The organism is Streptococcus sp. 116-D4 (genome assembly GCF_009731465.1).
GTDB lineage: Bacteria > Bacillota > Bacilli > Lactobacillales > Streptococcaceae > Streptococcus > Streptococcus pseudopneumoniae_E.
In genome coordinates this window covers 442,352-464,329 of the sequence record NZ_AP021887.1, presented here as the reverse complement: position 1 = coordinate 464,329, position 21,978 = coordinate 442,352, and the positions used below count along the sequence as shown (strand labels likewise).

General features: G+C 37.8%; 19 protein-coding genes, 2 tRNA genes and 1 pseudogene. 8 read left to right on the top strand and 14 right to left on the bottom strand.

Annotated features, from left to right (window positions below):
• Positions 1–9: 9 nt before the first annotated feature.
• From UKS_RS02470 to UKS_RS02450, 5 genes are read right to left on the bottom strand one after another with little or no spacing between them, the layout of a single operon-like run.
• A complete protein-coding gene (locus tag UKS_RS02470; RefSeq protein WP_156011696.1) occupies positions 10–753 on the bottom strand; it encodes a 16S rRNA (uracil(1498)-N(3))-methyltransferase in 744 nt (247 codons plus the stop codon).
• Between the two features lies 1 nt (position 754).
• Positions 755–1,705, bottom strand: a complete 951-nt coding sequence (prmA, locus tag UKS_RS02465) for a 50S ribosomal protein L11 methyltransferase (RefSeq protein ID WP_156011695.1) — start codon at positions 1,703–1,705, stop codon at positions 755–757.
• Positions 1,706–1,715: 10 nt separating this feature from the next.
• Entirely contained in the window at positions 1,716–2,612 is an 897-nt protein-coding gene (locus UKS_RS02460) for a GIY-YIG nuclease family protein (protein WP_156011694.1), read from the bottom strand.
• Entirely contained in the window at positions 2,613–3,041 is a 429-nt protein-coding gene (locus tag UKS_RS02455; RefSeq protein ID WP_156011693.1) for an NUDIX hydrolase, read from the bottom strand.
• 9 nt (positions 3,042–3,050) lie between these two features.
• Positions 3,051–3,521: a DUF3013 family protein gene (locus UKS_RS02450; protein ID WP_156011692.1), complete on the bottom strand. Its 471-nt coding sequence runs from the start codon at positions 3,519–3,521 to the stop codon at positions 3,051–3,053.
• A 115-nt stretch (positions 3,522–3,636) separates the two neighbouring features.
• On the opposite strand from UKS_RS02450, the gene UKS_RS02445 reads away from it, so the two are divergent.
• The 3 genes from UKS_RS02445 to UKS_RS02435 all read left to right on the top strand — a co-directional run bounded on the left by UKS_RS02445 (position 3,637) and on the right by UKS_RS02435 (position 6,083).
• Entirely contained in the window at positions 3,637–4,908 is a 1,272-nt protein-coding gene (locus tag UKS_RS02445) for a replication-associated recombination protein A (RefSeq protein WP_156011691.1), read from the top strand.
• A gap of 263 nt (positions 4,909–5,171) precedes the next feature.
• Positions 5,172–5,244 (top strand) — tRNA-Lys (locus UKS_RS02440).
• Between the two features lie 323 nt (positions 5,245–5,567).
• Positions 5,568–6,083: a DUF308 domain-containing protein gene (locus UKS_RS02435; protein WP_156011690.1), complete on the top strand. Its 516-nt coding sequence runs from the start codon at positions 5,568–5,570 to the stop codon at positions 6,081–6,083.
• Positions 6,084–6,145: 62 nt separating this feature from the next.
• Here UKS_RS02435 and UKS_RS02430 read toward each other — a convergent pair whose 3' ends face one another.
• A complete protein-coding gene (locus UKS_RS02430; protein ID WP_156011439.1) occupies positions 6,146–7,402 on the bottom strand; it encodes an ISL3 family transposase in 1,257 nt (418 codons plus the stop codon).
• Positions 7,403–7,508: 106 nt separating this feature from the next.
• Here UKS_RS02430 and UKS_RS02425 point away from each other — a divergent pair.
• Positions 7,509–7,581, top strand: a tRNA-Lys gene (locus UKS_RS02425).
• Positions 7,582–7,718: 137 nt separating this feature from the next.
• On the opposite strand, the gene UKS_RS02420 is transcribed toward UKS_RS02425, so the two are convergent.
• Positions 7,719–8,807, bottom strand: a complete 1,089-nt coding sequence (locus UKS_RS02420) for an AI-2E family transporter (protein WP_173020439.1) — start codon at positions 8,805–8,807, stop codon at positions 7,719–7,721.
• Between the two features lie 9 nt (positions 8,808–8,816).
• Positions 8,817–10,106 carry a DUF308 domain-containing protein gene (locus UKS_RS02415; protein ID WP_156011689.1) on the bottom strand — a complete coding sequence of 430 codons (1,290 nt, stop codon included), beginning with the start codon at positions 10,104–10,106 and terminating at the stop codon, positions 8,817–8,819.
• A 798-nt stretch (positions 10,107–10,904) separates the two neighbouring features.
• On the opposite strand from UKS_RS02415, the gene UKS_RS02410 reads away from it, so the two are divergent.
• The 4 genes and pseudogenes from UKS_RS02410 (at position 10,905) to UKS_RS02395 (ending at position 14,169) form a co-directional block, all read left to right on the top strand.
• Entirely contained in the window at positions 10,905–11,336 is a 432-nt protein-coding gene (locus tag UKS_RS02410) for an Rrf2 family transcriptional regulator (RefSeq protein WP_156011688.1), read from the top strand.
• 96 nt (positions 11,337–11,432) lie between these two features.
• Positions 11,433–12,437, top strand: a complete 1,005-nt coding sequence (locus UKS_RS02405; protein ID WP_156011687.1) for an NADP-dependent oxidoreductase — start codon at positions 11,433–11,435, stop codon at positions 12,435–12,437.
• A 13-nt stretch (positions 12,438–12,450) separates the two neighbouring features.
• Positions 12,451–13,289, top strand: a pseudogene (locus UKS_RS02400) (alpha/beta fold hydrolase).
• Position 13,290: 1 nt separating this feature from the next.
• Positions 13,291–14,169: an SDR family NAD(P)-dependent oxidoreductase gene (locus UKS_RS02395; protein WP_156011686.1), complete on the top strand. Its 879-nt coding sequence runs from the start codon at positions 13,291–13,293 to the stop codon at positions 14,167–14,169.
• 64 nt (positions 14,170–14,233) lie between these two features.
• Here the strand turns inward: UKS_RS02395 and UKS_RS02390 are convergent, their stop codons facing one another.
• From UKS_RS02390 to mgaSpn, 6 genes are all read right to left on the bottom strand, one after another.
• On the bottom strand, positions 14,234–15,553 hold the full coding sequence (locus UKS_RS02390; RefSeq protein WP_156011685.1) for a glycoside hydrolase family 32 protein: 1,320 nt from the start codon (positions 15,551–15,553) through the stop codon (positions 14,234–14,236).
• Between the two features lie 9 nt (positions 15,554–15,562).
• Positions 15,563–16,408 carry a carbohydrate ABC transporter permease gene (locus UKS_RS02385; RefSeq protein WP_000819520.1) on the bottom strand — a complete coding sequence of 282 codons (846 nt, stop codon included), beginning with the start codon at positions 16,406–16,408 and terminating at the stop codon, positions 15,563–15,565.
• 1 nt (position 16,409) lies between these two features.
• Positions 16,410–17,312 (bottom strand): carbohydrate ABC transporter permease, encoded by a 903-nt coding sequence (locus UKS_RS02380; RefSeq protein ID WP_000032532.1) that lies wholly within the window; start codon positions 17,310–17,312, stop codon positions 16,410–16,412.
• Positions 17,313–17,407: 95 nt separating this feature from the next.
• Complete coding sequence (locus UKS_RS02375; protein ID WP_173020438.1) at positions 17,408–18,718, bottom strand: ABC transporter substrate-binding protein; 1,311 nt, start codon at positions 18,716–18,718, stop codon at positions 17,408–17,410.
• A 128-nt stretch (positions 18,719–18,846) separates the two neighbouring features.
• A complete protein-coding gene (locus tag UKS_RS02370) occupies positions 18,847–19,842 on the bottom strand; it encodes a LacI family DNA-binding transcriptional regulator (RefSeq protein WP_173020437.1) in 996 nt (331 codons plus the stop codon).
• 351 nt (positions 19,843–20,193) lie between these two features.
• On the bottom strand, positions 20,194–21,675 hold the full coding sequence (gene mgaSpn, locus UKS_RS02365) for a virulence factor transcriptional regulator MgaSpn (protein WP_156011682.1): 1,482 nt from the start codon (positions 21,673–21,675) through the stop codon (positions 20,194–20,196).
• Positions 21,676–21,978 lie beyond the last annotated feature (303 nt).

Sequence of the window (21,978 nt, the reverse complement as noted above, 5' to 3'; positions counted from 1 at the left end):
TTCTTCCTCTTATTTCTCTAATTCTAATAAAACACTAAGGGCTGATAAGGCATAAAGCGGTGCTGTTTCTGCTCGCAAGATGCGAGGACCAAGTCCTGCCAAGACTGCTCCCTTAGCTTCAAAACTCTCAATTTCTGCAGGTGACAGTCCACCTTCTGGACCAAAGATAAAGAGCAGTTTGGCTCCTTTTTCAAGACCAGAAACCGCTTGTAAGAGCGCAGCAGCTTCTCCCTCTTTGGCTGATTCTTCATAGGCCACTATGATAGAGTCAAACTGGTCAAACTGAGCTAGAAAATCTACTTTCTTCTCAAAAAGCTGGATACCTGGAACGATATTACGCTTGCTTTGCTCTGCTGCTCCAAGGGCGATTTTTTCTAGTTTCTCAACCTTTTTGCCCAATTTCTTACCATCCCACTTGGCGACCGACCAATCAGCAGGGAAGGCCCAAATCTGATTGGCACCTAGTTCTGTCACTTTTTGAGTGATAAACTCCAGCTTGTCCCCCTTGGGAAAGCCCGAGGAGATGGTCACCTGGACTGGCAGTTCCACATTATCATCTAGTTCTTCTACCAATTCAAACTGACGAGCTTCCACATCTAGCACACGCGCCAAGCGCTTAATTCCATCATCAAAGACCAAAGTAACCTCATCATCTTCTTTCAAGCGCATAACCTGAAACATGTGCTTACTGGTTTCCTTGTCCTCGATAATGACAGGAGAGATTGCACTGCCTTTGACAAAATACTGCTGCATGCTAGCCTCCAATCACACCTGAAATATCCTTGGTCTTCTTAAATACACAGGCATTCCATTCCCCTTGAACCATGTGAGTTTCGAGGAAAAATCCAGCTGACTCAGCCGACTCGCGCACCATATCCCACTTGTCCTTGATAATCCCACTCATGATGAGGTAGCCTTCATCCTTGACCAAGCGATAGGCATCCTCCGTCAGATGAACGAGGATATCCGCCAAGATATTAGCCACGATGACATCTGCCTCAATCTCCACACCCTTAAGCAAATCTCCAGCAGCTACATGGATATTTTCCATACCAGGATTGAGCTCAATATTTTCCTGAGCGACACGAACCGCCACATCATCCAGGTCATAGGCGAAAATCTCCTTGGCACCTAGGAGTGAGCTTGCAATAGATAGAACCCCTGAACCAGTTCCTACATCTATCACTGTTTCGCCACCACGAAGAACTTGCTCCAAGGCAAAGAGACTCATCTTGGTTGTTGGGTGCGTTCCCGTTCCAAAGGCCATGCCAGGGTCCAGCTTGATAATTTTTTCTCCCGCTGTCGCCTCATAGTCTGTCCATGACGGTACGATGGTCAGGTCATGAGTGATGCGAGCGGGTTCATAGTATTTCTTCCAGTTGTCTGCCCAGTCTTCCTCAGCCAAGGCAGTCGTCCCAATCTTGACATCTCCCAAATCCATAAAATCAGTTAGTTCCGCGAGACGAGCCTGCAAATCTGACTCAACCGTTGCTACATCAACCGTATCAGGGTAGTAGGCTGTCACAACGATTTCTTCTTGCTGCTCGACCTCTGGGAAAATCTCGCCAAAGCGATCCACATTTCCCACATAATCCATACTGTCTTCGATTGCAACACCTTGGGCACCCAGCTCAATCAAGAGATTGGAAACTAATTCCTCTCCCTCACGCTTCACTGTCACTTTTAACTCTTGCCATGTTTCCATATGATTCTCCTTAACCCTCCATTTCTTCTAATTCTTTTAGTGTTTTACCATCCTTGTTCTTCCAGTCAGTTCGTCCATTCGTATTCATTCCTAATACAAAAGCAGCTGCATAAGATGGACTGGAGAACAGTTGTTTTTCTTGTAAAATACCATCTTTAATCATATTTGTTTTGATTAACTCTTTACGCAATTCCTTTAAGCTTGCTGGTATCGCGGATGAATCAACCACATCCACTTGACTTCCTTCTAAAACAACAAACCCTTCTGAAGTATGTTCACAGATTGCTTCGATCGTTCTATTTGATTTCTTGGTTTTTCGCTTTAGATAGAGATAAGTTAAATTATCATCAGAAACATTCTGACCTGTTTTCTTGGTCATAGGAACAAACACTCGGTACCCTAAGGTCCCTACAATCATCAAAGTGTTTTCCACAACCTCATCTAACTCTGACTGCTTTTCTTCTGTTACATTCCCAGAATTGGGCTCATTCCCATTTTTTACAATGAAGCGCCCCGCGTCCTTTGCCAGCTGTGTAAATTTATTTTCCAAGTAACTAATTTCCGTGGGTCCAAAGGAGTTATTCTGCGTCGTCAAAATAATGACATCATTAAAATAATCTGCATGGTTGTCACGAGTATGTTCCTGAATACGTAAAAGGACACCTTCACCGTTTTTGCGATTCGTTGCCTGCCCAATGTAGGTAACATCCTTTTGCTTATCCTCATCACGACCAAATAGGAAATAAATGCCGCTTTGATTCATTTCATCACGAGATTTTAAATCTGCCAATTGAATTCGAGGAATTTTATAAATCACTCCTGTCCAATTTGACAAGGTACATTTAATTATCCCAGTAACTTCTCCATCTATGAGAAACATATTGATATTCTTACTACGATTTGGCATCTACCTTACTTCCTCCAAATAATCCCTCAATCTCCCCTGTAGCTGAGGCACTGCCTGTTTAGACTTCAAAAACTCCTCAATAGGCATCAGTTTATAGCCCTGTCCTTCATCTCCAAAGGTAATATTGTCAAATTGTTCTTGTCTTAGCTGACCAACCATAAAGACAGACTGCCGACCTTCATAGAGCATACTTGGATAAACCTTACTCCAAAGCAGACAATCCTCAGTCAAATGAATTCCCAGTTCTTCATAAACTTCACGAGCCACGCACTCAAAAGGACTTTCATCCCCTTCACGGCCACCACCTGGCAACTCCCACATGTTGGGACAAGGGATATCGTCCTTATCATCACGTAAGATAGTCAAGACCTTATCCCCACAAATCAAGGCAATCTTGCAACCTTGGAAATCAGAAATCTCTATTTCCATATTAGACTCCTAGTATCTCGGATAAGGATAAAACTCTCCCTCTTCCAAGCCTACTTTTCCTTCTTCAAAGACTTCTTGGTTCCATTCCATGATAAATTCTTCTGCTTCTGGGTCTTCCAAAAAGTCCATGAGGGCATCTAGTCCAACCTCGGCAGTATCTTTAAGGAAAAGAGCAAAATAAGCTAAAAATTCGCGAGAAAATCCTTTTTTAGGCAAGTAAGGAATGACCGTCAAATAGTCTTCCTCATTGACTGTTGATTTGGCAGGATTGTAAAAAAGCACTGCTTCTTCAAAGAGAATGTCATCTGATGAAACCTCTCCATCTTCATCCACCATCTCCACTCCAGCAGCATTTTGTGCCTCTAATAGAAAACTCACTTCAACCGCATGATTACGCTTGTCCCAACTAATCTCATAATCAAAAGGAAAGTTCTTGTCCAACTCTTCTTGTAAAACATCTAAAAATCCATATGTTGCCATTTTGTCCTCTTTCTATGCGACTCTTAAATCGCCCCGATTGCTCGGAAATATGCTAAAATAGATACTACCATCTTACCACATATACACCAGAAAATCCACGTTAGAAAGGACTGCTATGCCAGACAATCTCGCGCTTCGCATGCGCCCTAAAACTATCGACCAGGTCATCGGTCAGGAACATCTGGTCGGACCTGGAAAAATCATTCGCCGCATGGTAGAAGCCAACCGCCTGTCCTCCATGATTCTCTATGGACCTCCGGGAATCGGCAAAACCAGTATTGCCTCAGCCATCGCAGGGACGACCAAGTACGCCTTTCGAACTTTCAATGCGACAGTTGATAGTAAAAAACGACTGCAAGAAATCGCTGAAGAAGCTAAATTCTCAGGTGGCCTTGTACTGCTACTAGACGAGATTCATCGTCTTGATAAGACTAAACAAGACTTCCTCTTGCCTCTCTTAGAAAGCGGACTGGTCATCATGATTGGGGCGACGACTGAAAATCCTTTCTTTTCTGTCACTCCAGCCATCCGTAGCCGTGTTCAGATTTTTGAGTTGGAACCCTTGTCTAACCAGGATGTCAAAGGAGCCATTCAAATAGCCCTGACTGACTCTGAGCGTGGTTTTGATTTTCCAGTAAAACTAGATGAGGATGCGCTGGATTTCATTGCGACCTCTACAAACGGAGACCTTCGCTCTGCCTTTAACTCACTGGACTTGGCTGTTCTCTCTACTCCTGAGAATGATAAGGGCATCCGTCATATCACTCTAGACATCATGGAAAATAGTCTTCAGAGAAGCTACATCACTATGGACAAGGATGGAGACGGTCACTATGATGTTCTATCTGCCCTGCAAAAGTCTATCCGTGGCTCAGATGTTGATGCCAGTCTTCACTATGCTGCCCGTTTGATCGAGGCTGGTGATTTGCCAAGTCTCGCTCGCCGTTTGACTGTTATCGCTTATGAAGATATCGGTTTGGCCAATCCCGAGGCCCAGATTCACACCGTAACAGCTCTAGATGCTGCACAAAGGATTGGTTTCCCAGAAGCCCGCATTCTCATTGCCAATGTCGTGATTGATTTGGCCCTTTCTCCAAAATCCAACTCTGCCTATGTGGCTATGGACAAGGCACTTTCCGACCTCAAAACATCAGGGCACTTGCCTATTCCGCGACACCTGCGTGATGGTCACTACAGTGGAAGCAAGGAACTGGGCAACTCCCAAGACTATCTCTATCCACACAACTATCCTGGAAATTGGGTCAAGCAAGACTATCTACCAGAAAAAATTCGTAATCAGCACTATTTCCAAGCAGAAGATACTGGTAAATATGAACGAGCTTTGGCTCAAAGAAAGGAAGCCATCGACCGTTTGCGAAAAATCTGAAATCCTTTTCAAAAAATTGCACTTTCCTCTTGATTTTTTTTGAAAAAGTGGTATTATATAAACATAGAAACGCTGTGGTGTACGACTTCACACTTAAGTGTTGACCGACTATTTTTTGTATTATTAGGGAAACAAAAGTCTTCTAACAGCATGTAGGCCGTCTCACACGGAAACAGCTTCAGTTAGAGCGAGTTGCCCACCTGCTTAATTGCGCGGGTTCAATACAAACCGTGAAGTTTCGGCACCAATACAGCTTTTTCTTTGCCTCCTTAGCTCAGCTGGCAGAGCAGCGGACTCTTAATCCGTGGGTCACAGGTTCGATCCCTGTAGGGGGCATCTAAATACAACAGGAAAAAGCCTTAATTTCAAGGCTTTTTTGCTTGTCTATAACTGATTTGCTCCATCATTTGCCCCACTTTTAAATCTATCTTTTCTTTTTGAATCAAATTACATCTTAACAAATAGTGTAAAGCCAGTTACTTTTGCTTTGATGCCATACAATATTTTCATGTAGAGAAGACAAATTTTATCTTCTCTTTTTATTTTCAAAATGATAAAAACTGAAACTTCCAAATTGTTTATTTATTTTATTGACATTTTCTATAAAAATAAGTATAATAGTTTTATTATCAGACTATACTATATAGGGGGGTATTGAAATGAAATTTTCTAATCGTTTACTGCTATTCCTTGCAGGAGTTGTTTTTGCCCTTTTTGGACTTTTCCTATTTACACACCCAGTAGCTAATCTTGTTGCTTACAGCTGGTGGATTGCATTTGATTTACTGGTTTCTTCTATAGCAGCTCTTTTAGGCTATTTCTCTGCACCAAAAGAGCTTCGCTCACCTGTTTATCTTTTCCAAGGGTTTGTTAGTCTTCTCTTAGCTCTTTACCTCGTTGCTTATGGCTTTGTGACCCTGCCGGTCGTCATTCCAACTATTTTAGGAATTTGGTTAATTGTAGAAGCCATTATAGTTTTCTTTAAAGGCAATCGTCTGGGATTGATTTTCCCTATTATTGGCAACCATATCATGTGGGTAGCCTTGCTTGTATTTTTACTAGGTCTAGTGATTCTGTTCAATCCAGTGGCTACAGGTGTCTTTGTCGTTTATGTCATTGCCTTTTCATTTTTAGTTACTGGCTTCACCTACATTATTGAGGCCTTTCGTAAATAATCTAGTTGCCATTTTGGGCATATTAAAAGGCTCTTTGTCAACTGTAGTGGGTTGAAGAAAAGCTAAGATCTAGAAAGGACGGATTTCGTCCTTTCTTTTTTGATATTGAGAGCGATAAAAATCCGTTTTTTGAAGTTTTCAAAGTTCCGAAACCCAAATGCATTTCGTTTGATAAGTTTAACGAGATTATTAGTCGCTTCTAATTTGGCGTTGGAATAGGGTAATTGAAGAGCGTTGACAATCTTCTCTTTATCCTTTAGAAAGGTTTTAAAGACAGTCTGAAAAAGAGGATGAACCTGCTTTAGATTGTCCTCAATGAGTCCAAAAAATTTGTCAGGTTCCTTGTTCTGAAAGTGAAAAAGCAAGAGTTGATAAAGATTATAGTGGTGTTTCAAGTCTTCTGAATAGCTCAAAAGCTTGTCTAGAATCTCTTTATTCGTTAAGTGCATGCGAAAAGTAGGACGATAAAACCGTTTATCACTCAGTTTACGACTATCCTGTTGAATGAGCTTCCAGTAACGTTTGATGGCTTTGTATTCATGGGATTTTTGCTCAAATTGATTCATGATTTGAACACGGACACGACTCATAGCACGGCTGAGATGTTGGACAATGTGAAAGCGGTCGAGAACGATTTTAGCGTTTGGAAAAAGCTGTTTAGCCAAGTCATAGTAAGGACTAAACATATCCATCGTAATGATTTTCACTCGACATCGAACGACTCTATCATATTTAAGAAAGTGATTTCGAATGATAGCTTGTGTTCTGCCTTCAAGAACAGTGATGATATTGAGCTTATCAAAATCTTGCGCAATGAAACTCATTTTGCCCTTAGTGAAGGCATACTCATCCCAAGACATAATCTCAGGCAGATGTCTAAAGTTACACTCAAAGTGGAAGTCATTGAGTTTTCGAATGACAGTTGAAGTTGAAATGGAAAGCTGATGGGCAATATCGGTCATAGAAGTCTTTTCAATCAACTTTTGCGCAATTTTTTGGTTGATAATACGAGGAATTTGGTGATTTTTCTTGACGAGAGAGCTCTCAGCGACCATCATTTTCGAGCACTGATAGCACTTGAATCGACGCTTTCTAAGGAGAATTCTAGTAGGCATACCAGTCGTTTCAAGGTAAGGAATTTTCGATGGTTTTTGAAAATCATATTTCTTCATTTGACTTCCGCACTCAGGGCAAGATGGAGCATCGTAGTCCAGTTTAGCGATGATTTCTTTGTGAGTAACCCTATTGATGATATCCATAAATTGGATATTAGGGTCTTTGATATCGAGCAGTTTTGTGATAAAATGTAATTGTTCCATATGAATCTTTCTAATGAGTTGTTTGAACGCTTTTCATTATAGCTCATATGGGACTTTTTTTCTACAACAAAATAGCTGGGAAGTTACATTCTCAGCTTTTTCTGTTGCCTCCTTAGCTCAGTTGGTAGAGCAGTAGACTCTTAATCTATGGGGCGCAGGTTCGAGCCCTGCAGGGGGCATCTAAATCAACAGGAATAAGCCTTGAAACCAAGACTTTTTTGACGTCCAATAGCTTTTTGTAGAAAAGTATTTAAAAATAAAAGAGAAGAGAATCTCTCACTCTCTTCTCAGTATATCTTATTAAATTTAGTTTTTCTTAATCTAGCTGATTTTCCTTTGCAACGACAAATTCCTTAACCAATCGATAGATAACAGCAAATATCGGTGTAAAGAATATCATCCCAAGTAAGCCAAAGAGATTGCCTCCAATACTAGCAGCCGCAAGCGTGAAAATAGCTGGCAAACCAATAGACTGACCTACAACTCTAGGATAAATAAGGTTTCCTTCAATCAGCTGTATAACTTGATATAGAAGAAGAGAAAGTAAGGCTTGAGTAGGACTCACTGTGAAGATAAAAATCGCTCCCACAACACAAGCAATCATAGGCCCTACATAAGGAATGAACGATAGCACTCCTGCAAAGATACCTGTCATTACTCCATAGGGTATCCCAAACACGCTGTAACCAACCGCTATCATAACTCCTATGATAACTGCTTCAATCAGCTGACTCATCAAAAATTGGTCATAAGTCTCTAGTGCTACTTGTCCAATGTAAGTCAACTTTATCACCACCTTCTCTGGAAGAAAAACTTTTAGAAGTCGACTCGTCATCGCTGCCAAATGTTCCTTACTGGATAAAAATAAAAAGGTGAAGACTATAATCAAAAAGGCATTCATCAAACTTGAAAAAATATTGCCGATATTACTAGTCAGACCTGATAAAAAACCTATCAAAGCTTGGCTAATAGAACTAGATTGTCCCTGTATGCCTGATACGATAGTTGACAACATGTCTTTGGTTACAAATTCCGAGCTGCCTAGCAATTTCCCAAGTTGAGTAAGGACTGTTGAAAGGACTGTTCCCAGCTGACTAATAGTCTGGGCTAGGGTTGGCAGCACCAAAACCAAAAGAGCAATCACGATTAAGATAAGAGCTAGGAAAACAAGTACCATGGCAATCGGACGGTGCAACCCTGCCTTTACCTTCATTTTAACTAGGAATTCTTCAATTTTTTTCATAGGAACATTAAGCACAAAAGCAATGACAGCACCATAAATCAAGGTAGAAGTTACTTCAAAGAGAGATACTGCCCCTGATATAAAGCTTGATGCATTCAGAATTACAAGAGTAACCAGCCCTATAAAAAGTATTAACGGGGTGTATTTTTTTACTAAGTTCATAAATTCTCCTTAATAAACATGTTTAGATACGACTATACTATTTGGTTTTTCAAACTCTCGATTAAGGTAGGCTTGGTAAGTTCCTGGAGCGATAAATCCTTTGGGTGAGAGGATATCGGTGCCAGCCTGACCGACTATGGTATCAGCCAAGAGCACACAGTTTGTAGATAAGACAAAGTAGGATTTAAACTTAGATTTGATAAATTTATAAAGTTCCCCATCTGTCTCATGTCTGATTTTATAAGCGTAGGTGTAGTCTTCCTTACCATCACCTGTCATGATTTTATCTGCACTTGGCTCCCATGGAATCGTCAGTTGTTTCAATTCAGCCAACTTTTTCTGAACTGCTTTTTCCATTTCAGGCGTCAAATCTATCCCATAACCAAAAAGCGTTTTTTGACTCTCACGTTTACATAGGTCAATGTACTTGTCACGATCACAGAAATATAAGACACCATCTCCTACCATGCCAAATAAGGTCTCAGAAGACGGATCATAGTTGCCATAAGAAATAACACGGCCTTGATAGCAGATATCCACATGACCAATTGCCGAAAACAGAGAGGTCTCAGCTGTATGAACAAAAATTTCAAGCTCCGCTGTCTTACCAGACTTCACCATTCCAAGATGGATATCCTCTCTCTCATCAGCATTTTCCTGCATGAATTTGTTAACTTTTGCTAAAGTTCTTGCAGGGATGAGAGCGGCTAGGACAATAGGTAAGCTAATTCTAATACGACGTTTGAGATGGTTTTTCCCAATTTCCCCTTCAAATAAGAAACCGTCACGGATATTGGACAGACCATAAAGGAAAAAATAAGCCCCTAATACAAAGAGTTGAAAGACAGAATTTCCTGTAGAGGACAAAAGACTAGTCCCACCAAGAAAAACTAGTACGAGTCCATCTAGTAAGAGACGAAAACGAGGTCGAATTTTGTTTTTGCGGTAGAGAACATAGGTGACAAGGTTAATACTAGCATGAAAAATCTGATAAACTCCAATCACAAGAGCCAAAATATAAATCGGCACATCCGTCGCAAGATTGGAGCCTAGCAAATATCCCAGCACTAACAATTTAACCAGTGCAACTCCCAAGGTGTCCGTTGACTGACTTTTTTTGAAAATACGTAATACTAAATCTAAGACCGTTGCTATCCAAGCTAAAAACAGAACCAGTCGAATAACCTTTACTGGCAACCAAGTCCCCGTGACCATCAAGATGAGACCTAGCAGAACAAACAAGAACCCCTGAGCAAGTAATTTCTTACCTGTCAGACCTAAAGATAGAATTTTCGCCATATAAAAACCTTTCAACAATAAAAATTAAACACTCCGATTAAACTGACTAGTAAATAGCCAACACTACAAACAGCCTGTGCCAGCAACATATGGTGACTAGAAATGACTGTAGTAATGTCACCATCTTGTCTTATGCACTTCTAAAATTTGTTATATTGATTAGAAACCAGAGCTTATAAAAACTAGCTAAACTCGAGAGATAGACACAATTGCGACGAAAAAATGTATAACCAATTCAACTTGTTAAGGTAAGAAAGCATTATTTCCAATCTATTAATTATTCATCTATTACCTATTATGACACAATATTCACTATAGTTCAACATTTTACTTGTTTTTATATTACACAGACTAAAAAGTTTTCAACAGTTGATTGCATTTGTTTTAATAAGTTTTAACCTTTCTTGGTTAGATAAAAAAGAACAATACAGTTTAGAATCTGTATGGTTTTTGCCCCACTTTTGTCCCATCTTTAAATCATGACATTGAAAATACCTAAAATCACTTATATTTCAATATTTTTAATTGCTCTCAATATGAAAGTCCTTTCCAAATCCCTGTAGGGGGCATCTAAATCAACAGGAAAAAGCCTTGAAATCAAGGCTTTTTTGTGTATCTGTTCTACTTTTGTTCTACCAATGGATACTAAAGATATAATTTTGTAAACAACCTTTCCAGACAGCTCTAATCTGATTTCACTCAAAATTTTAAAGAATTAAAAACAAAAGTCTTGTTTTTCTTTGTATTTGTGGTATACTTGTTCTTGTATCTGATACATGTTTATAAAAAGGAGTTCAGATGGATACAAAATTCTCAGTTGCTTTGCATATCTTAACAATGATTAGTGAAAGCAAGGAAACATTAAGTTCTCAAGCACTAGCTATTAGTGTTGGAACTAACGCTAGTTACATTCGAAAAGTGATTGCCTTATTAAAAAATGCAGACCTGATTACTTCACATCAAGGAAAAACAGGCTATCAACTCAGTAAGTCTCCAAAGAAAATGACTTTACTAGAGATCTACTATGCTACTCAAGAAATCAATCACATTAGTTTATTTCCTGTTCATCAAAATAGTAATCCCGATTGTCCCGTTGGAAAACATATTCAAGGAGCAGTTTCACCACTTTTCGCTAGCGCCGAATCTCAATTAGAGAAGGAATTAACAAATCAAACTTTAGAGGATGTCATTGACAATCTATATAAACAAGCCAAACAGGTCCGAAACTGATTTGATAATAAGTCAAGTCAGTTTTACCTGAAACAACATATACTTGTATTAGATACAAGTATAATCAGTCGTATTAAAAAAGAAAAGAGAAAACATATGAAAGTCGCACAACACACTACTTATAACAAAAATAATATCACACTAAACATCACAGAAATCGCTACACCAAGTATTACAGACAAACAAGTCTTGGTCAAAGTCACCGCAGCCGGGGTTAATCCTCTCGATAACATGATTTCCCGAGGAGAAGTCAAGATGATCGTCCCTTACAAACTCCCTCAAACTGCAGGTAATGAAGTGGTTGGAATCGTTGAAAGCATTGGCAAGAAAGTTAATAACATTCAGGTAGGAGATCGTGTCTTTGGCCGTCTGCCACTTTATCATATCGGCGCCTTTGCAGAATACGTAGCTGTCGATAGCCAAGCCTTAGCCAAGGTTCCAAACTATCTATCAGACGAGGAAGCCGCTGCTGTTCCGCTTACTGCCTTAACTATCATGCAAGCCTTGGAACTCATAGATGCTCAAGCTGGCAAAAAGATCTTTATTTCTGGTGGTACAGGTGGTGTCGGTGGAATGGCTATTCCGATTGCCAAAGCTAAAGGTTTGACGGTCATTACCAACGGTTCTGGAGATAGCGCTGAGCGTGTTTTGAAGCTAGGAGCAGACCGCTTTATTGATTACAAAACAGAGGATTATACAAAGACTGTTAGGCAAGTGGATTATGTCCTCGATACTCTCGGTGGAGCTGAGACTGAAAAACAAATGTCTATCATGAAAAAAGGTGGTCAGCTTGTTTCCCTCCGTGCTATGCCAAATGGTGACTTTGCCAAACGCATGAATCTACCAAAATGGAAACAGATGATTCTTGGCTTAGCCGGTCGTACATTTGATAAGATGGCTGACAAATACGGTGTTCACTATCATTTTATCTTTGTAGAAAGCAATGGCGCTCAATTACAAGAGGTAGCTGACCTCTTTAGCAAATTAGAAATCAAACCCTCTATCTATACAGTTTATCCATTTGAACAGGTAAATAGCGCCTTAGACAAGGTCGCTAATGGTCGCTCACGTGGAAAAACAGTCCTCAGCTTTAAGAAATAAAAAGGAAAAGACAATGTCATATCTTACTACAAAAAAATCAAGACATCACAGTCGACGGGAACAAAATTGCCTATCGCGAACTTAGTAAAGGCAAATCAAAACTACCTCTTCTGATGCTAGTCCATTTGGCAGCAACCCTCGACAACTGGGACCCAAAACTCTTGGACTTGATTGCTGAAAAGCACCATGTCATTGTAGTTGATCTTCCTGGTGTTGGAGCCAGTCAAGGAAAAGTAGCGCCAACCATTCCTGGAATAGCTGAGCAGACAATTGACTTTGTAAATGCCCTTGGTTACGATAAAATCAATCTTCTTGGCCTTTTTATGGGGGGGCATGATCGCCCAAGAAATGGTCCGAATCAAGCCTAATATGGTCAACCGTCTCATCTTAGCAGGAACAGGACCTCGAGGTGGAAAAGAGGTCGATAAGGTTACAGGGAAAACCTTTAACTATATGGTTAAAGCTGGACTCGAGCGCATCGATCCTAAACGCTATATCTTCTATAACCATGATGAACAAGGGAAAATCGAAGCTCTGAATGTTCTTGGACGAATGGATATGCGAACCAAGGAATTTGCGGATAAAGACATAAGTGTGTCTGGTTTCTTGACGCAACTCAAAGCTATTAAAGGTTGGGGGAAAGATTCTCAAGACGACCTAAGATTTATCACCCAACCAACCTTAATCGTCAACGGGGACAACGATATGCAGGTTCCAACGGAAAATTCTTATGATATGCATGATAAAATCGAAAATAGTAAGCTGATTATCTATCCAAATGCAGGGCACGGTTCGATCTTCCAATATGCAGAGGAGTTTTCAAAAGAACTAATAGCTTTCTTGGAGGACTAATATGGTCAAAACTATTCTAATAACAGGCGCTACTGACGATATTGATAAGTATTTGGCAAAGAAACTGGCTAGTGCAGGTCATCAGATCATTCTTCATGGTCGAAATCCTCAAAAACTTGAGCTGGCACTTCAAGAGGTTCGGGCCGTTTCCCTGAGAGGCAGAGTTTCAAGCTACTTAGCAGATTTTTCAAAATTAGATGATGTTTATCGATTTGTAGAGGAAATCAAGCGCGACTTTCAAAGAATCGATGTCTTATTTAACAATGCAGGCCTGTATGCAGGAAAAGAACGCAAAGCAAGTGCTGAAAATGTCGAGTTGTCTTTTATGTTATCCGTTCTGGTTCCCTATCTGATAACAACTGAGCTAAGCCCCTTGTTAGAAAAAGCGGCTGAGGGTCGTGTCATTAATACCTCTTCCTATATGCATCATTTTGCCAAGGTCAAGGATTTGGACTTTGGATTTGAGAAAAACTATCATCCAGGTTTGGCCTACAACAATTCCAAACTTTACACTATTTGGATGACACGCTATCTAGCCAGAGACTTCTTTTTAAGAGGTTCAAGCATCACCATCAATGCCTATCATCCGGGTTTGATTTCAACCAACTTAGGGAATGATTCCAGTGATGAAAAGACGAAAAAGTCTCTCTTTGGATGCTTGATGAAGTCATTTTCCAAAAATCTAGACGAGGGGATTGAAACAGGCTATTATCTCATCTTATCAGAGGAAGTCAGGGGCTTGACAGGCTACTATTTTGATGAAAAGAAAGTAAAGTCTGTATCTGAAAAAGGCTATACTTTTGAGAAAGCTCGAGATTTAATCAATTACTGTAATGATAAAATTAAGTTGTTTAAACAGAAATCTGCTCTGCTTAATTAGAAAAAAGTTCTCTTTCCATTTTGCTAGAAAGAGAACTTTTTCTTTAGGAGAAATAACTTATTTTTTAATCGATTTGGGTTAGCTCAGCTGGCGCTGTTAAGTAAAAAGTTGCAGTCAAGCTTGCTTCACCTTGATTAACAAAAATCTCGATGGAATTTTTATCTAGAATAACTTCCAATTCTTTAGCTCCTACATCTACATAGCGGCGGCTCGTATCTTGTTCTTCTTCACCGAGGATTTTCTGAGCCAAATGACTACGATCAATATAGACTTGCTTGGCTGTGCTGTCATAACCAAACTCTAGATAATCTGTATCGTTTCCCAAACGGTAACGCTGATCACCATCAATTTGAATATGATGGCTCCCTTGCTTGATAGGAGTTTGGAATAACTTCCCACCCTTCAATCGAAGTACACGAGGTAAGGTCATGACACCAGCCCACTTATGATCTTGGTCATGGGTTGGAAGGGTACGCCCCCATGTCTGCATCCAAGCAATCAGGATACGACGATTTTGATCGTCCAGCAATGTTTGAGGCGCATAGAAGTCTTGGCCATGGTCGATTTCTTCTACTGTTTCAGGAATGAACTGTTTAGCTTCCCAGTCTACCTTCCCCGTGAACAAAACCGATGAGTTGATGTTATGATAAGAATCTCCCTCACGTTGATAACGCATTGGTGACATAATGATGCAGTCTTTTCCATCTAACTCAAAGTAGTCTGGACATTCCCACATAAAGCCTTGGTGTTCTACCCCTTTTAAAAAGATGGATTCAAACTGCCACTCTACTAGGTTATCGGACTCTAGTAGAACGACACAGCCCACATTATCTTTGTGTTTGGCAGCAACTACCGAATAATAGCGGCCATCTCTTTCAAAGAGTTTTGGATCGCGGAAATCAGCGGCAATTAGCTCTTCTGGCAAGTCTGCACCTGTCGCAACTGGATTTTGGGAAATCTTTTCAAAATGAATCCCGTCGTCTGAAAATGCCATATTTTGCACTTGACGGACACCGGTTTCTTCTTCGATATGTCCAGTATACATGAGCCAGAGGCGATCGTCTTTGACGATCGCTGAACCTGAGAAGCAACCATTGCGGTCGTAGTCTTGGTCAGGAGCAAGTGCCACTGGCAAGTGCTCCCAAGTCACCAAGTTCTTACTTTTAGCATGGCCCCAGTGCATTGGCCCCCAAACGCTATCATAAGGATAAAACTGATAAAAGAGATGGTATTCTCCACGAAAATAGACGAATCCATTTGGATCATTAATCCAGCCAATCTCAGCAGAGAAGTGGTTCTCAGGTTTATATTGAGTATTAACCAGATGCTTATTTTCTGCTATAAAATGATTGGCTTTTTCTACTGTAAATGTTTTATTTATCATAAGTATATCCTATTTTATTCCAGTTCCGGAACCACCCAGACCTTGAACAATATATTTCTGAGCGACTACATAGACCAAAATCAACGGAATCGTTGAAATAGTTAATACAGCCATTACCTGATTGATATAAACTGGTTGAGTTGTATTAATAGTTGTAATTGCAACCTGCATTGAAAATTTAGAAGAATCTGTCAAAACCATCAATGGCCAAATATAATCATTCCAGCTTGAAATAAATGATAAAACACCAACTGTAGCAACTGCAGGTTTAGACATTGGAAGCATAATTCTAAAGAAAATTCTAACGATACTTGCTCCATCCATCTTTGCAGACTCAAGAATCTCTTCTGGAATTGCAATAAAGAAATTCCTAAATAAGTAAATATTAAATACACTCGCCAATCCTGGAATAATAACTGCAAGACGATTATTGACCAAACCTAAGGAATTGATAATGGTAAATTGTGGAATTAATACAGTTTCTACTGGAATAATAAGTAAAGCAAGTAAGAAACCAAATAAAATTTTCTTACCTGAAAAATTGACTTTTGCAAAAGCGAAACCGGCCAGTGCATTGACAATAATAGAACCAATAGCAAACGTTCCAGCATAAAAAATGCTGTTCCCTAGATATGTAAAAATACTAAAGCGCTCAAATACTTCCTGATAAGGTTTAAACCAATCAGCGGGATTTAAACTTGGTAAGAAGGCTTGCCAACTAGTCAAATTTTTATAAACATCTGCTTCTGGCTTCATAGCTGAAACTACCATCCAAACCATAGGAAAAAGGAAGAGTCCTGCCAATAGGGTTAACAGAATATATTCTAAGATTGTTGTTGGTTTAAATCGTTTCATCTTAGTCATCCTCCTTCAGAACGCGACGTTGTACTAAGCTAATCATACCAATTAACGTTGTAAATACTAAAGCGATTGAGCTAGAATATCCTACAAGACGATCAGTAAAACCTTGTTGATAAATATAGTACACCATAGTAATTGTTGAGTTTAATGGCCCACCTTGCGTCATAACCATTGGTTGTACAATCAGCTTAAAAGCAGAAATTAAAGTTGTTAACAATACAAACAGGGCTGTTGGTTTTAGTAGGGGCATCGTGATATAACGAAACTGAGCCCATTTTGAGAATCCATCTAATTCAGCAGCTTCATAGACATCTTGTGGAATATTCTGCATTCCTCCTAAAAATAAAAGCATCTGATAACCTGCACCCTGCCAAGCAGAAACAAAAACAATTGCATACATAGCTTGTTTAGGACTAGTCAAGAAAGGTTGAGAAGCAATACCTACCTTATTTAAAATAGCATTTAATAAGCCACTATTTGGATTTAAAAGATAAAGCCAAAGAATAGAAATAACTACCAAGGACATGACAACTGGAGCAAAAAAAGCCACTTTAAAAAACATATTCCCTTTGCGCTTTTTATTAACAATCAAAGCCATTCCTAAGGCCGCTCCCAATTGAACTGGAATAATCCAAACAACAAATTTCAAAGTATTCAAGAAGCTCTTTAAGAAAATCGGATCTTTTGTTAATCGAATAAAATTTTCAAGTCCAACAAATTTTCTTTCATCTGGTGTCAACAAATAATAATCTGTAAAAGCATAATAAATGACCATTCCAACTGGAATTACTAAAAAGATACCTAATAAAATTAAAGCTGGAGCTAAAAAACTATAACCTAGTATGTTATCCTTTATTTTTTCACGTCTTTTTGTATCCACAACAGTTTCTTTACTCATATCCATCTCCTTTAATCATATATATCAAACTAGGCTATTAACAAGAAAGGGGAAGGTAGTTCCAAACATTTTCCTTCCACCTTCTTTTTTACAGATTATTTGAGTGACTGATCAATAGCAGTTTGCATTTCTTTTGTACGAGTATCCAAGACTTTTTGCACATTTGGATTTTCTTCATAATAGCTGATATCTTGCATCGCTTGTTGAAAAGCTCTAGAAACCTGAGGATATGCTACGACAACTGGGCGAGCATGAGCTGTTTTTGAATTTTGTTCCATCAAGAAACGCATTGGTTCGGACACTTTATCTTTGATATTTTCAATTGTAGATTTACGAATCGGAAGGACCGAATTCCCCAAGCTAATAATTTCACTTGATTCTGAATTTGTAGCAAATTTAACAAATTCAGATGCTGCCTCTTTTTTATCAGATTTTGTCGTAACAGCTAATTGCCAACTACCTGAAGGGGATACTAATTTTTTCGTCTTACTAGATACTGGGTAAGGAAGGATACCAAAATCAATATCTTTGTAGTTTGTATTCATGTCAGCAATCGTCCAAGAACCACTCAAAAGCATTGGATACTCTCCTGTTTCAAAACCTTTTTCGACTGGACTAACAGTTGTATAACCTTCTTTTACAAGATTTTGAATGAATTGAACTGCTTCTACACTCTCTTTTGAGTTGAAGTATCCTTCTGCCTTTGTTCCATCTTCGTTTACGACAGAACCATTATTTGACCAAATCAACGGCATATAAGCATATGGTAACATTTCATCGTTTGAATTAATACGAAAATCAATTGCCGGTTTGTTATAATGATCTTTCAATTTTTTAGCAATCGTATTAAATTCATCCCATGTCCATGGCTTTTCTAGCGTTGGAAGCTCTGATTCCGCAATTCCGGCCTCTTTGAACATTTTTTTGTTGTAATAAACACCAACATTCGATTCAGAAAATCCAAATGCATAGAATTTGCCATCATAAGTTCCTTGTTGTTTAATACTGTCCAAAACATCATCCATATTATTATCTTTTAGATAATCATCTAGCGGAGTAATCACTTTAGATTTTGCATAAGCTGCCGTATTTGGTCCATCAAGGGTAATAACATCTGGAAGACTATTAGTCGTGATGGCAGCATTAACCTTATCTTCATATCCTCCACCGCTACCACTACGAGGAATATACTCAGTTACAACCTTGTACTTACTTTTTCCTGATTGATTAAAGTTATCAACAACTTTTTGCCAAGCTTTTCCTTCATTTGTTTCGTCAGAGAATTGTACCCAAACTTTAATATCATTTGAAGAACTCGCTTGTTTTGAGTTAGTCCCTCCACTACAACCTGCAAGTATAGCTAACGATAGCCCCGCAACAACAGATAACATTGTACCTTTACGCATCATTTTCCTCCTTTTTGAAACGTTTCATTTTTTATTTATTTTTTAAACAAGTTTTTTCAACTTGTTTTTGAAACGTTTCATTTATAGTTTATATTATAACAGCGCTTTCATTATTTGTCAAGTGCTGTTTAAATTTTTTTTGTTGTTTTATCTCCCCAAAAATATGTGGGAATTACGATTCGTTTTTCTAGAATCTCTTCTTGCTTAATCATTTTCAGTATCATTGCAACAGATTCTTTTGCCATCATACCAATATCTTGAACTATTGTAGATACTAGGTAAGATTGATCGACAGAAGTTTTTAAACCATCAAAACCAATTATCTGGTAATCATCAGGTGCTATTTTCCCCAGTTCTTTCATAACACTAATAACTCTCAGAGCCATCATATCATTTATTGTAAATATACCATCAATTTCTTTATGAGATTGCAAAAAAATTCTTATCTGATCTTCAGGATTTATTAAAGGTTCTTTCATTTCAAAATTATAGACATCTACCCCTAATTCCTTAGCTTTTTCTCTAAATCCTTTACTTCTGAGTATAGTCTCATTCTCATACATATTAATTGAACCAATAAAAGCAAGGTGCTTATTATTCCTTCTAACCAGTTCCTCTGCTGCAGTTTGTCCTCCTTTGTAATTTGTTGAAGTAACATAGCATACATTTTCCGAAAAATGTCTGTCTATACTTACAAACGGTAAATCAGATAAAATATATTTGTCAATATCAGAATATGTGATACCAATAATTCCATCCACTTTATTTTGTTTCAACATTTCGATATATTCGATTTCATTTTGTGAATCGCTATCAGCGTTACAAATAAATAATTTATAATTATATTTTAATAACTCTTTCTCAACATGATAGGCAAACTCCGAGAAAAATGGATGCCATATGCTCGGAATAATCAATGCGATAGTCTCTGTTCTATTCTTTTTCATACCTCGAGCATAATTATCAGGGATATAGTCCAATGTTTTTATAGCCCTTTGAACTTTCCTTAAAGTTACTTCTTTAATACCTTTTTCTTTATTAATCACACGTGAAACTGTTCCAACACTAACTCCTGCTTCTAAAGCAACATCTTTCATGGTAATTGATTTTCTTTGTTCTACCATATTCTCACCTCCTTTCAATATATAGTATCATGCAACCGCTTTTTTAGCAACTATTTCTCAATCATTTTTGGCCACATACTTTTTCCTATCATGAATAAAATTACTCCAATCGGCTTTCATCCTCCCTTTCAATATTCATGAAAACAACAGGGAAAAACTTGGATGCAAGGCTTTTTTTCGTATCTTCTACAAAAAAAGCAAGAGTTTTAGAGGACTGTGAATCTAGATGTACATTTTGATTAAATGATTGAAGGTCTTTTCTTAACAAAAACACCCCAAAAATTAGATTTTTTCTGTCTAACTTTTGAGGTAGAGTTCAAACGCGAAATAGCGTTTTTTTGTTATTTTTGATTACTCATCTAATCGAATAAACATCATGGCATTTAACAAAGATATGAGTGAGACCGTGTTTATATTATTTGAATAGATCAGTCTCTTATTTTCAATCGGAGGAATAATAAAATTAGAAATGATGATATCATAAGGCGATTCTTCTAAAGATTCCTTTGATAATTCTAATTCAGTCCAAACTTCAAGTTCAAAATTGTTGCTGCAATAATAAGAAAGTGTCTCTGCAACGGATTTTGCATGATACTGATCAAAATTACTCATAACCAGAACCTTCAGCTTTGGCTGATTTTGTAGTAGATTAAGCACCAAATGTTTGGTATGAGTGATGAAGGTATAAGATAGATGATTTACCATCATTGAACTAGAACAAACTTCAAGAGTCTCTAAATAATGAGAAAGCTCTTTTTTTACATCTGAAACAAATTTAGGGAAAATATTTTGAAAATTCCTGATTGTATTCCCTTTTTGATCAAATAAAATAAACTCAGTGGACAACTCCTGACGATACAGATGTGCAGTATTATGCAGATGCCAAATCAGATTATCCTTATTCTCAATCTCAATCTGATACTTGACTGAAATCTGATCAATAAAATCACTCAATAGATGGTAAGATTTTTCAACATAGCTATCCTTTTTTACGCATTTCAAAAAGAGACTTTCATCTATGAAAAACATTTTTTGAAAGTAAGACACAAATAATTGGCAAACAACTTCTTCATCTAAAGAGATATTGTATTCTGATTCAAAACTCTGAGCAACATCTTCTATTCCTTCTGCCTGCATTAAAAAATCCAAACTTTGATCGTTAAAAGAGTCTTTATCTACTTCCATGAAATGACCAAACTTTATTCTATATAGGTTCGTAACTAGGAGCAACTTTAGCATTCTATGCGTTGACAAATTCATTGGAAAGCTTGTTTCCTTATAAACCAATTCTAACAATTGAGATAGGGGCTCTGATGAAAAATTTTCAAATGGCCATTCTAGAAAATAATATTTTTCTGAAAAATATTGTGCAAAAAAGTAACGAATGTCTCTCTCATTTCCAACAATTTGAACAGGAGTCAGACTGATTTCAAATTGAAATTGCTTTCTAATCACTTTATTGATTTGGCTAATAATACGATAGAGCGTAGATGAACTGATATAAAATTCTTTACAAATACTCTCAGCTTGACAACCTTCATTAAAGAAGATAAATTCTAAAATCGAAAAATGAGTTGAATGCTTAAAGAAATGATGGTAAACCATTTCAATATCACTATCATCGGTATTAATAATGCGTATACCATTAGTAGAAGAATGAAAAATCAAGTCAGGAAAAGCAGATTTAACATGGGATAGATCATCTTTGACTGCTCGTTCTGTACAATTTAGTAGCTCTGCTAATTCAGAACGATGAAACCATCGTTTATGTTCAAATAATAATTCTAATAATTCTAATTGCCTATGACTTTTTTTAGATAATAAATCTCTCATGAATATCTTTCTCTCTTTATAAATTATCAAATTTTACCTCTTGCAATTATACCATAAAGACTAGCTATAGCATACTATAACGACTTTTATTAAGATCCTTTATTTCGTATAATAACACGAAACAGGAAATATATAAACAATTTTTTTATTTTACCGTCTATTGAGGGCGTGAATACAGAATCAAATTCAAGTCGAAAGACTATATTTTTAGTTTTTAAAATTATATAATAGCAATGACCAAAATAATTGATTTTTTAATATTAAAATTATATAATAGTAATAATCAAAGAAGTTGATTTTTTG

Bases quoted from the DNA above. Each gene is read 5' to 3' on its own strand.
- UKS_RS02435 (WP_156011690.1), top strand. From the start codon at position 5,568: ATGAAATTTTCTAATCGTTTACTGCTATTCCTTGCAGGAGTTGTTTTT.
- UKS_RS02385 (WP_000819520.1), bottom strand. From the start codon at position 16,408: ATGAAACGATTTAAACCAACAACAATCTTAGAATATATTCTGTTAACC.
- UKS_RS02430 (WP_156011439.1), bottom strand. From the start codon at position 7,402: ATGGAACAATTACATTTTATCACAAAACTGCTCGATATCAAAGACCCT.
- prmA (WP_156011695.1), bottom strand. From the start codon at position 1,705: ATGGAAACATGGCAAGAGTTAAAAGTGACAGTGAAGCGTGAGGGAGAG.
- UKS_RS02390 (WP_156011685.1), bottom strand. From the start codon at position 15,553: ATGATAAATAAAACATTTACAGTAGAAAAAGCCAATCATTTTATAGCA.
- UKS_RS02450 (WP_156011692.1), bottom strand. From the start codon at position 3,521: ATGGCAACATATGGATTTTTAGATGTTTTACAAGAAGAGTTGGACAAG.
- UKS_RS02405 (WP_156011687.1), top strand. From the start codon at position 11,433: ATGAAAGTCGCACAACACACTACTTATAACAAAAATAATATCACACTA.
- UKS_RS02455 (WP_156011693.1), bottom strand. From the start codon at position 3,041: ATGGAAATAGAGATTTCTGATTTCCAAGGTTGCAAGATTGCCTTGATT.
- UKS_RS02420 (WP_173020439.1), bottom strand. From the start codon at position 8,807: ATGAACTTAGTAAAAAAATACACCCCGTTAATACTTTTTATAGGGCTG.
- UKS_RS02395 (WP_156011686.1), top strand. From the start codon at position 13,291: ATGGTCAAAACTATTCTAATAACAGGCGCTACTGACGATATTGATAAG.
- UKS_RS02380 (WP_000032532.1), bottom strand. From the start codon at position 17,312: ATGAGTAAAGAAACTGTTGTGGATACAAAAAGACGTGAAAAAATAAAG.
- mgaSpn (WP_156011682.1), bottom strand. From the start codon at position 21,675: ATGAGAGATTTATTATCTAAAAAAAGTCATAGGCAATTAGAATTATTA.
- UKS_RS02410 (WP_156011688.1), top strand. From the start codon at position 10,905: ATGGATACAAAATTCTCAGTTGCTTTGCATATCTTAACAATGATTAGT.
- UKS_RS02460 (WP_156011694.1), bottom strand. From the start codon at position 2,612: ATGCCAAATCGTAGTAAGAATATCAATATGTTTCTCATAGATGGAGAA.
- UKS_RS02370 (WP_173020437.1), bottom strand. From the start codon at position 19,842: ATGGTAGAACAAAGAAAATCAATTACCATGAAAGATGTTGCTTTAGAA.
- UKS_RS02445 (WP_156011691.1), top strand. From the start codon at position 3,637: ATGCCAGACAATCTCGCGCTTCGCATGCGCCCTAAAACTATCGACCAG.
- UKS_RS02375 (WP_173020438.1), bottom strand. From the start codon at position 18,718: ATGCGTAAAGGTACAATGTTATCTGTTGTTGCGGGGCTATCGTTAGCT.
- UKS_RS02470 (WP_156011696.1), bottom strand. From the start codon at position 753: ATGCAGCAGTATTTTGTCAAAGGCAGTGCAATCTCTCCTGTCATTATC.
- UKS_RS02415 (WP_156011689.1), bottom strand. From the start codon at position 10,106: ATGGCGAAAATTCTATCTTTAGGTCTGACAGGTAAGAAATTACTTGCT.